This is a genomic window from Treponema sp. (assembly GCF_024696245.1).
Lineage (GTDB): Bacteria > Spirochaetota > Spirochaetia > Treponematales > Treponemataceae > Treponema_D.
Window position 1 is genome coordinate 24,036 of record NZ_JAILGZ010000077.1, and the last position, 10,153, is coordinate 34,188.

General features: G+C 40.7%; 10 protein-coding genes. 8 read left to right on the forward strand and 2 right to left on the reverse strand.

Going from position 1 to position 10,153, the window contains the following annotated elements; all coding sequences use genetic code 11:
* The first annotated feature begins 15 nt into the window (after positions 1-15).
* From folP to truA, 6 genes are read left to right on the forward strand one after another with little or no spacing between them, the layout of a single operon-like run.
* Positions 16-852: a dihydropteroate synthase gene (gene folP, locus K6D58_RS05440; RefSeq protein WP_296828419.1), complete on the forward strand. Its 837-nt coding sequence runs from the start codon at positions 16-18 to the stop codon at positions 850-852.
* Positions 849-1,652, forward strand: coding sequence for a diadenylate cyclase CdaA (cdaA, locus tag K6D58_RS05445; RefSeq protein ID WP_296828437.1), 804 nt, complete (start codon positions 849-851; stop codon positions 1,650-1,652). The genes folP and cdaA overlap by 4 nt, the downstream gene beginning before the upstream one ends.
* On the forward strand, positions 1,642-2,760 hold the full coding sequence (locus tag K6D58_RS05450; protein ID WP_296828421.1) for a CdaR family protein: 1,119 nt from the start codon (positions 1,642-1,644) through the stop codon (positions 2,758-2,760). The genes cdaA and K6D58_RS05450 overlap by 11 nt, the downstream gene beginning before the upstream one ends.
* Entirely contained in the window at positions 2,760-3,146 is a 387-nt protein-coding gene (gene acpS, locus K6D58_RS05455) for a holo-ACP synthase (RefSeq protein ID WP_296828423.1), read from the forward strand. The genes K6D58_RS05450 and acpS overlap by 1 nt, the downstream gene beginning before the upstream one ends.
* A gap of 23 nt (positions 3,147-3,169) precedes the next feature.
* Positions 3,170-4,069, forward strand: coding sequence for a DUF2225 domain-containing protein (locus tag K6D58_RS05460; RefSeq protein ID WP_296828425.1), 900 nt, complete (start codon positions 3,170-3,172; stop codon positions 4,067-4,069).
* Positions 4,069-4,848 (forward strand): tRNA pseudouridine(38-40) synthase TruA, encoded by a 780-nt coding sequence (gene truA, locus K6D58_RS05465; RefSeq protein ID WP_296828427.1) that lies wholly within the window; start codon positions 4,069-4,071, stop codon positions 4,846-4,848. The genes K6D58_RS05460 and truA overlap by 1 nt, the downstream gene beginning before the upstream one ends.
* Positions 4,849-4,851: 3 nt before the next feature.
* Here the strand turns inward: truA and priA are convergent, their stop codons facing one another.
* Both priA and K6D58_RS05475 read right to left on the reverse strand, forming a co-directional pair.
* The gene (gene priA, locus K6D58_RS05470) at positions 4,852-6,858 is read right to left on the reverse strand and encodes a replication restart helicase PriA (RefSeq protein WP_296828429.1); all 2,007 of its coding nucleotides are present in this window, start codon (positions 6,856-6,858) and stop codon (positions 4,852-4,854) included.
* Complete coding sequence (locus tag K6D58_RS05475) at positions 6,855-7,712, reverse strand: uracil-DNA glycosylase (RefSeq protein ID WP_296828431.1); 858 nt, start codon at positions 7,710-7,712, stop codon at positions 6,855-6,857. The genes priA and K6D58_RS05475 overlap by 4 nt, the downstream gene beginning before the upstream one ends.
* Positions 7,713-7,771: 59 nt before the next feature.
* Between K6D58_RS05475 and K6D58_RS05480 the strand changes: the two genes are divergently transcribed.
* Both K6D58_RS05480 and K6D58_RS05485 read left to right on the forward strand, forming a co-directional pair.
* Positions 7,772-9,001: a glycosyltransferase gene (locus K6D58_RS05480; protein WP_296828433.1), complete on the forward strand. Its 1,230-nt coding sequence runs from the start codon at positions 7,772-7,774 to the stop codon at positions 8,999-9,001.
* Between the two features lie 25 nt (positions 9,002-9,026).
* Positions 9,027-10,153 (forward strand): hypothetical protein (locus K6D58_RS05485; protein WP_296828435.1); only part of this gene is annotated, 1,127 nt, incomplete at its 3' end.

A 10,153-nucleotide genomic window follows, 5' to 3' on the forward strand; every position in this document is an offset into this window, starting at 1 on the left:
AAGGAGAATTTAATAATGAAATTACCAGAACTGAATCTTTCTTCCCGGACTATTACTTCTAAAAATGCAGCTTTTGTAATGGGAATCGTTAATTGTAATGAGGACAGCTTTTTTTCCGGCAGCAGGGGGGGAGCTGAAAGGGCTTTTTTACTTGAAGAAGAGGGAGCTGACATAATTGACCTTGGGGCTGAATCTACAAGGCCTGGGTCCCGTTATATAAGTGAAGAAGAAGAGTTAAGCCGCCTTATTCCAGTAATAAAGGAAATCCGTAAAAAGTCTTCCATTCCATTGTCCATTGATACCCGCAGAAAAAGTGTAATGGAAGCCGCCTTTAATGAAGGAGCAGACATGCTTAATGATATTTCTGCCCTGGAAGATGATCCGGCTTTAGCTGCCTTTGCTGCAGAAAAGAAAATACCTGTATTCCTTATGCACAAAAGGGGTATTCCTTCAGAAATGCAGTCCAATACTTCCTACGAAAATGTTTTCAGGGAAGTTGATAATTACCTTAAAGAAAGAGTTGAATATGCCCTTTCTCAGGGAATAGACAGCTCAAAAATTATTGTTGATCCGGGAATAGGTTTTGGTAAGGATCTTGAAGCAAATAAAATACTTACTGCCAGGTGTGGAGAGCTTTGCGGCGGAAAATATCCGGTTTTAATGGCTTTATCGAGAAAATCTTATATAGGATTGATTACCGGCCGTAAGACAGAAGACCGTCTTTATGGTACAATTATATGTAATTTTATAAGCATGCTGTCAGGAGCGTCCTATGTAAGGGTTCATGATGTTGCTCCTTGCGTGGATATGCTTGCGGTGTTAAAATCATTCAGGGAATCAGGACTTTTATGAATGCTCTTGAATTAATGCAAAAATTTTATGGATTTTTAAGGCCAATTCTTGATATTGCCCTCCTTACGTTTCTTCTCTACAAGGCCTACGAAATCATTCTTAAGACAAATGCCCTCCAGATTATTAAGGCAGCTGTAGTTGTAGGTATAGCCTACGGTGTTGTAGGTCTTTTGAACCTTGGCACCATGCAGTGGATTCTTAACGCCTTTGCTCCTGGTCTTATTATTGCCTTTGCCATTGTATTCCAGCCGGAATTAAGGCTTTTGCTTTTGAAAATCGGTCAGAAGGAATGGTTTGCCTTTGGTACCAGAAGTAAACATACCTATGTGGATTCAGTTTTAATTGCTGCCGAATCCCTTTCCAAATTAAAGAGGGGTATGCTGGTTGTTTTTATAAAGCATACCAAGCATGATAATATTGCTGATACAGGTACAAGACTTAATGCAGACCTGTCATCAGGACTTTTAGTAACTATATTCGGTCATGATACACCCCTTCATGACGGAGCCTGTATAGTTCAGGGAGGAAAGCTTGTTGCTGCAGGCTGTTTTTTACCTCTCAGTGAACAGTATGACATTAAAAAAACTTTTGGAACCAGACACCGTGCTGCCCTTGGTATGAGCGAAATATGTGACGGTGTTGTTTTAGTTGTAAGTGAAGAAACCGGGGCTATAAGCCTTGCCTATGATTCAAAGCTTTATTATGACTTAAGTCAGGACCAGCTTAAGAAAATTCTTGAGAGCCGCCTGGAAATTACAGCCCAGGATCAGATTATTGAGGATACAATAGATGAACATTAAAAAAATCATGAACAGTGTGCTGGAAAACTGGCCTGTAAAGGTAATCTGTTTTATAGCAGCAGTCCTGGTATTTTTCTATCATGAACTTTCAACTCTTTCTTCAAGAAGCTACATGGTTCCGGTTAAAATTCTTGAAAACGGAGAACTTACCCTTTCTTCTGAAGCCGACGAAAGCAGGCATGTAAAAGTTACTGTAAGAAGTAAAAGGGAAAACCTTGCAGATATTACGGAAGGAGACTTTAATGCCTTTCTTGATATGAACAGGGTAAAGGAAGCCGGCAGAATTGCTGTGGACATTAATGTTGTACCTGATTCAAAGGTAATGCTTATTGATCCTCTTGAAATAACCTACAGTCCAAGAACTCTTTATGTTCCTGTAGAAAAATATATTTCCCGCTACGTTCCTGTAAAACCTTCCGTTACAGGAAGTGCTGCCTATGGATATGAAATGGTAAATTACAGCATTGAGCCTGATGTTGTTCTTATAGAAGGGCCGGAATCTGCCGTAAATGCAGTGGAATCAATTTCTACTGAGAATGTTTCCCTTACAGGTGCTTCCAGGGATGTTGTTGCCGTATCTTCTTTACTTCATACATCCAGCCGTATAGAAATACCTTCCTCTGAAAATTTTAAGGTTGTACTTTACGTAAGGCCTGTTGGTACAAGCAGAACCATTAAAAATGTACCGGTAACCTATAAGAATATTCCGGAAACCCTTTTTGTAAGCAATCAGGAAGAAAGTGTTGATATTACTGTAGAAGGAAGCATGCTTTCCCTTGATAAGCTTTCTCCTTCTGATTTTATCTGTACTGCAGACCTGGCTGATCTTGAAAAGGAAGGAACCCATGTTCTTCGTCTTGTAGTAAGCGGACCAAAGGATATAGACGTTATTAAGGTAAGCAGGGAAGAGCTTTCTGTAATTCTTTCTTCTTCAGATAGTGAAGAGACAATTCTTTTACCGGAAGAAATTATTGTAGAAGATAGTAAAAGCATTGAGAAAACAGAGAAAACTGAAAAAACAGAAAAAATAGAAAAGTCAGAAAAAATTGAAAATGCAGAAATTATTCATGAAGATGCTGCTGCAATAAAAGAAGAAGCGGGGAACTGATGATATTTGGAATCGGAACAGACATTGTAGAAACCTGCCGTCTTGAAAAGTGGATTAAGAATTCCCTTATACAGAGATTTTATAATCCTAAGGAAATTGCCTTTCTTAAGGAAAATTCTTCGATTCAGCGTCAGTGTGAGTATTTTGCCAGCCGTTTTGCCGCAAAAGAAGCATTTTCCAAGGCTTTGGGAACAGGTCTTTGTGGTTTTGATTTAAAAGATGTGTATACTGTAATAGATGAAGCAGGAAAACCAGCCTTAAGTCTTGAAGGAAGGGCCCTGCAGAAGGTTAAGGAACAATGCGGAAAGGATTATGTAATTCATCTTTCCCTTACTCACGAAAAAGAGTACGCACTGGCCTTTGTCGTAATAGAAAAGCTTGATTAAGCACTTTTATAAAGGGAGAAGATATGCCGCCTTTAAAGAAGTTTGGAGAACCGGAAGATAAAAAGCCTGCAATTTCATACTGGGCTAAGGAAAAAATTATATGTCCTGTATGTCACAAGCCTTTTGAAAAGGAAGTAATGCATAAGGGAAGCGGCCGTATGATTGCCGGAAGCCTTACTGATGAACTTCACAGAAATTTTGAACCTTCAAAAAAATACGGAAGGGTTTATCCCCTTATTTACGATATCGGCTGCTGTCCAAAGTGTCATTGTTCCTTTTTCTGGAAGGATTTTACTGACATAAAGGATATTTCTTCTCTGGACAGGGTAATGACTGATGAATCTCACCGCAGGGAAGCTGTAGAGGCAATATTCCCTTATTATAACCTCAGGGAACAGCGTACTCTTTATGATGGTGCTGCCATGTATTACCTGGCCCTTCTTTGCTACGAAAAAGTTGACATTGCCTATGCTCCTACATTTAAAAGGGCTATGATATGTCTTCGTCTTGCCTGGCTTTGTAAGGATATAGAAAGAGTATGCCCCGGACATAACTATAACTATATAGCAGATGTATTTTACCGTAAGGCCCTTTTCTTTTATCAGCAGACCCTTATTAACGAAACCGGAAGAATTGAATCCATTGAAACTGTAGGAAACTTTGGTCCGGACATGGATAAAAACTATGGTTATGATGGTGTAATCTATCTTTGTGGCCTTCTTGAATACAAATACGGCCAGCATGAAGATGAAGAACTCCGCCTTAAAAAGCTTGATGAATATAAAAGGTCTATTGCAAGAATCTTTGGTCTTGGTAAATCTTCCAAAAGTAAACCTGGACCTCTTCTTGATGTAGCAAGAAGCCTTTACGATAAGCTTACGGCAGAACTTTCTGCAAATAATATTTTTAGCGAAGACGATTAATGGAAAACATACTTCTTACAGTCTCATATGATGGTACTGATTTCTGCGGCTGGCAGAGACAGGATAAGGCTGACTATGGAAATCCTGTTCGTACAGTTCAGGGAGAAATAGAAAAAGCCCTAAAAAAAATGTTCGGAAAAGATATTAATCTTTATGGCAGCGGCCGTACCGACAGTGGTGTTCATGCCAGGGGACAGGCTGCAAATTTTACTGCTCCTGCAGATAATATTCCGGAATGTAATTATATCAGGGCCCTTAACGGCATGCTTCCTCCTGACATAAGGATTCTTCAGGCAAAAAAAGTTCCTGATGAATTCAATTCAAGATTTTCTGCTACTTCAAGAAAATACAGGTATTTTATCAGTACGGCTCCTGCGGTCCCTGCAGACAAAAGCCGTTATGTATGGTGTATCTCCAGGGATGTAAACCTTGAGACCTTAAATGCCATGACTTCCTGTCTTAAGGGAGAAACTGACTGTGCAACTTTTGCAGCAGCCGGGGATCAGAGTAAGTCTACTAAGCGTTACATAGATTCAGCCCGTTTTTACCGTCAGGATGAAGAGACAATTGTATTTGAAATAGAAGCCAATGCCTTTTTGTGGAAGATGGTAAGAAGCCTTACCGGAACCCTTATAAGCGGAGAAAAGAAAGGTCTGGGTAAAGACTGGTTTGCATCCATACTTGAAAGCAGACAGAGGTCCAACAGCCTTTTTACGGCACCGCCTCAGGGGCTTTTCTTATGGGAAGTAAAGTTTGACGGAATAAGGCGCCACGTATAAGGCCTACATCATGCTTACAGGATCCATGTCTATTTCTATATAAACATTTCTTGGAGGCTGATATTTTCTCTTAAAGTCAGAAACAAGTCCCTGAAGAATTGAAGCCTTTTTGCTTCTTAAAAGAAGCTGCCAGCGGAAGTTGCCGCTTACCATAACAAGGGGACATTCTGCCGGACCAAGTATTTCTAAAGGAAGTTCTTCTCCTGCCATTTCCTTAAGGATTTGTGCAGCCTGCCTGCAGGTATTTTCTGCATCTGCCTTTATCTGGGAACGGAAAACCAGCCTTAAAAGCCTTGAGAAAGGTGGAAAAGACAGCATCTCCCTCTGACTGAGTTCTTCCTTATAAAAAGCATCAATGTCATTTTTTACGGCAAGTCTTACAGCATCCCTGTCAGGACTGTAGCTTTGTATTATTACCTTTCCGTCGGGAGTAAATCTTCCGGCCCTTCCTGCTACCTGGGTAAGAAGGGAAAAAGTTTTTTCTCCTGCCCTGAAATCAGGAAGGTGAAGGGAAGTATCAGCCAGTACAACACCAACAGTCTTAAGGTTAGGAAAGTTCAGTCCCTTTGCAACCATCTGGGTTCCCAGAAGAATGTCATATTCACCCCTTCTGAAGGCATCAATTTTTTCTTCCAGTTCACCTTTCTTTTTAAGGGAGTCAGTATCAATCCTTATGACCCTTGCATTAGGAAACTTTACTTTTACGGTGTTTTCTATATATTCAGTACCAAAACCAAAGTAACCTACATCCAGGGAACCGCATTTAGGACACTGCTGGGGTGGCTGTATGCTGTAGCCGCAGTAATGGCATCTGAGTCTGTTTTCGCTTTTATGATATGTAAGGCTTACGGAACACTGACGGCACTTAAGTTCATAGCCGCAGCTGCTGCATCTGAAAAAGTGGGTAAAGCCTCTTCTGTTAAGAAACAGGATAATCTGTTTTTTTTCTTTTAAAGTACGCCGGATTTCTTCTTCAAGTTCACCGGAAATACAGTTCTGGCTTTGTTTCTGCAGACTTAAGTTTACGGCTTTTATTGAAGGAAGGGCTCCTCCTGCCAGCCTTTTTGTAAGGTTGTGCCTTAGAATTGTCCCCTGCTGCATGGAATACCAGCTTTCTACTGATGGAGTTGCAGAACCCATAACCAGGGGAATCCTGTTTTTAAGACAGCGGAACATGGCAACCTGACGGGCATGGTAGCGGGGAGAAGAACCTGATTTATATGAAGAGTCATGCTCTTCGTCTATAATTATCATTCCCAGGTCAGGGACTGGGGCAAATACTGCAGTGCGTGCTCCTATTACAACCCTGGCTTCTTTTCTTAAAATACGCTTCCACTGAGCCAGACGCTGACTTGGGGTAAGGGAAGAATGAAGGACTGCTGCCGTATTACCAAACCTTTTTATTACAGCCCTTACAACCTGAGGAGTCAGTCCTATTTCCGGAACAAGATAGATAACTCCCTTTCCTTCATTAAGTACTTTTTCTGCAGCTGACAGAAATACTTCTGTTTTTCCGCTTCCGGTCATGCCGTAGAGATAATGAAAAAGCCTGGACTGGTCTTTAGTAATTCCTTCTACTGCAAGAATCTGTTCCTGACTGAGCTTCTTTTTTTCAAAACTGGATTCGTCTTCCGTAAAGGAAAAACCTGCCTGAGAACTCTCCCTTTTTCCGGAAGGAGTCATTACGGAAAGGCATTCTCCTATATTGCAGATATAGTAGTTGTGCATCCATTTTGCTATGGAGTAGAGTTCCGGTGTAAGGACAGCTTCTTCATCTGTCCATTTTACTGCGCTTCTTATTTTTTCAAGGGGAACTCCGCATTCTTCAGGATATTCATCATGGGAAGCAACTACTATTCCCGTAAGCTTTCTGTTTCCGAACCTGACTTCTATTCTTCTGCCAAAAAGGTCTTCCGGCACTGTCTGACCTTCCTTGTATTCCGGTTCCCTGTATATAAAAGTCTGGTCCATGGGAACATTAAGTACAAGGTCTAAGAAACGCCTTTTCATTTTTCTGCCAGTATCCTTTTACGGAAGGGAATGTCATAGCCGTCGTTGATTTCTAAAAGTCTGGCCCTTACCATTTTAAGGTCTTCCCATACAGGGCGCTTAAGTCCTGCATCCTGAAGAACCTGCTGGGGAGAAAAGGTTGCCATAAGGGGAATGCCCTTGTAGTCAAAGAATTTGCCCCGGAGTTTATTTATGATTTCATCACTTTTAAGTATATGCTGGGCACTGGTTCTACCCATAACAAGAATAAGGCTTGGTTTAAGGTAACATATCTGGGCCTGTAAAAATCCTGAACAGGAATCCTGCTCATCTTTCATAGGTGAACGGTTTTGAGGAGGAAGGCATTTTACGGAAGTAGTCACAAAGCAGTTGCTTTCTGTAGAAAGATTGATTGCAGAAAGCATTTTGTTAAGGAGAACTTCCGTTTCTTCTGCAAAGGAAGAAAGGTTTTTGCCTTTGTCTTCCATTGGGGCTTCTCCTATAACCAGGACAGCAGGGTTTAAGACACCTTTTCCCGGGAATGGAAGGGCTGATGTTCTGCTTAACATGCAGTTAGTGCAGCTTCTGATTTTTGTATTAAGGGTAAAGATTTTCTGATCAGCAGATTCCTTTTCTGCTTCTGTATCTTTAGCAGCTCCTGTTTCTGCAGCTGGACTTACTTGAGTTACTGCCTGGGCTTCAGCCTGACTGTCAGGGGCAGCTTGATTTTGTATAAGGGGTTTTTCGATTATTTCTTCAAAATCGTCTTCAAAATCCGGATCCGGGCCTGAAAATTCAGGGGGAATAAAACCCTGTGCCCAGGAAGAAGCACTTTTGAGCATTTTATAGATGTTTTCTTTTTCTATTGCTTTCATCAGATGGTTATTTTACACATATATTGTCGTAAACTCAATAATCAGTTAAAATTAACTTTATGAACATTGCATTGTTTACCGACAGCTATCTGCCTACTAAAAGCGGAATAGTAACGGTTGTTGTACAGCTCAGGAAGATTCTTGAGGAGTACGGTCATAATGTAGTCGTCATAACTGTCAATTGTCATGAAATTGACGAAGACGCTCCGGAAGAAAAAAATGTACTCAGGGTTAAATCCATAAAGACAGCATACGGAAATCATCAGTATATAGGTGTTCCATCAAGGCGCAAGGTTGTTGCTTTTTTAAGGGAACATAACGTTCAGCTTATACATGCCCATACTGAATTCTTTGTAGGTCACTGTGCTACTGTAGCCGGTAAAAAACTGGGAATTCCGGTTATAGCTACAACCCATACCATGTGGGAAGATTATTACAGATATTACTTAAAATTAGGTAAAATTATTCCTAAAAAAGCCATAAGAAAAATAGTCCGTATACTTTACAAGAGGTTTTACGCCCTTATAAATGTTTCAGAAAAGGCCAGATGTTACTTTAAGCAGCCTTTTATGCTTCCCCTTACTCCCAGTGCAGTAATACCAAACGCAATAGATGCTTCAAGGTTTTCTCAGAGGGTATGTACAGAAGAAGAAAAGGCAGAGCTTAAAAAGAAGCTTGGAATAAGGGACGGAGACAGGGTTGTCCTTTATGTAGGCCGCATTGTAGAAGAAAAAAGACTTGCTGAACTTTATGAAATAATGAGGAATGTCATAAAGAGACAGTCGGGAATAAAAATGCTTTTTGTTGGTTCCGGGGCTATGGAAGAGCCTTTAAGGGAAAAATGCCAGGCAGAAGGTCTTTCTTCTGACATTATATTCACAGGTTTTATAGACTGGACAGAACTTTATAAGTATTACGATATATGTGACCTTTTTGTAACCGCATCCCTTTCAGAAATGCATTCAATGACAATTCTGGAAGCCCTTATTTCTGCAAAACCTGTTGTATGCCGCAGGGATTCAAGCTTTTCTGATACAGTCTTTGACGGAAAGGATGGATATTTTGCAGATACGGACAATGAGATGGAAGAAAAAATACTTTCCCTTCTTGCAGACAGGCCTTTAATGGAAGCTATGGGCAGGGAGGCAAAGAAAGTTTCTTCTTCCTTTACACTGGATGTTCACGGAAAAAGAACTCTTGCTTTTTATGAACTTGTGCTTAAAAACTATCCCCGCAGGGTTACTTCAGAAATGCTCAGGCGGGCTGTTGAAAACGCAGTTTCAAAATAAAAAATAATCAAATTATGGTGGAAAAATGAAAAAAAGTTTATTAATGGCACTTTTTATGTCAGCATCAGCTGCTTTGTTTGCCCTGGATCTTCCAACTGCTAAAAGAGGCAGTCAGGAACTGGCAGAAAGCGGACACTGGATTTATGATTCACTTTCACGTATAGCTTTAGAAGAAGGAAGAATTGATTTTAGTGATTCAACTCCTCTTTCCCTTGCAGAAATAAAGTCTCTTCTAATGGAAGCAGATTATGATTCATTAAGTGAAAGGGGGCAGAAAGAGTTTGACAGGGTTATGGCCTATCTTAACGATAAAAACATTGCCTTTAACGCTTCTATTTTTGCCCTTACTTTTGAACCGGAAGTAAATATTGAAGCTTATTATAAAGCAAATGATGATCTGGATTATGTTTATGACAGATACTGCCGTAAGGATTTTATAAAGGTTCCTTTTGCAGTTCAGGGCGGGGACTACTTTACAATGAAAATGGACCTGGCTTTCAGGCAGAACCAGGGTGTTATGGCACATAATGACAACTACATTAATATTCCTCTTGAAGCAGATGCCGTAGACGTTAACTTTCCGGATAACGGATATTTTTCTACTGGTTTCAGCTTTACGGAAGATGCAGGTGTTAACTTCAGGCTGGGAACAGGAACCCAGAGTACAGGCCGTTCCCTTACAGGAAGTGTTATCATGAGTGAATATCTTACCGGTACTTCCTGGGCTAACCTTGAGCTTTACAGCAGGGATTTCCGCTACAATATGAATGTTACACAGTTTAACGTAGACAAATACATGTATACCCACAGGCTTGAGGCCCGTTTCTTTAAGAAGATTTCATTTATGGCTCAGGAAAGTGTACTTGTATACGCTCCTATGGAACTGCGCTTTCTTAATCCCCTTACGATATATCACGGCATGAGTCCGTGGAGGGATTATCAGCCGGATGAGGATGACTCCGAAACAAATGTATGTGCATATCTTGCCCTTAAGCTGAATGTAGTACCTGTAAAATACCTCCGCTTTTACGGAATGTTTGCCATGACTCAGTATCAGACTCCTTATGAACTTGAAAACTGGCCTTCTGACTGTACTCCTAACGGTCTTGGCTTCCAGGGGGGAGCAGAAACCTATATTCCATGCAGACAGGG

What these genes read in the sequence shown, in the direction of transcription:
- truA (WP_296828427.1), top strand. Translation starts at nt 4,069, where the DNA reads ATGGAAAACATACTTCTTACAGTCTCATATGATGGTACTGATTTCTGC.
- priA (WP_296828429.1), bottom strand. Translation starts at nt 6,858, where the DNA reads ATGAAAAGGCGTTTCTTAGACCTTGTACTTAATGTTCCCATGGACCAG.
- acpS (WP_296828423.1), top strand. Translation starts at nt 2,760, where the DNA reads ATGATATTTGGAATCGGAACAGACATTGTAGAAACCTGCCGTCTTGAA.
- cdaA (WP_296828437.1), top strand. Translation starts at nt 849, where the DNA reads ATGAATGCTCTTGAATTAATGCAAAAATTTTATGGATTTTTAAGGCCA.
- K6D58_RS05460 (WP_296828425.1), top strand. Translation starts at nt 3,170, where the DNA reads ATGCCGCCTTTAAAGAAGTTTGGAGAACCGGAAGATAAAAAGCCTGCA.
- folP (WP_296828419.1), top strand. Translation starts at nt 16, where the DNA reads ATGAAATTACCAGAACTGAATCTTTCTTCCCGGACTATTACTTCTAAA.
- K6D58_RS05450 (WP_296828421.1), top strand. Translation starts at nt 1,642, where the DNA reads ATGAACATTAAAAAAATCATGAACAGTGTGCTGGAAAACTGGCCTGTA.
- K6D58_RS05475 (WP_296828431.1), bottom strand. Translation starts at nt 7,712, where the DNA reads ATGAAAGCAATAGAAAAAGAAAACATCTATAAAATGCTCAAAAGTGCT.
- K6D58_RS05480 (WP_296828433.1), top strand. Translation starts at nt 7,772, where the DNA reads ATGAACATTGCATTGTTTACCGACAGCTATCTGCCTACTAAAAGCGGA.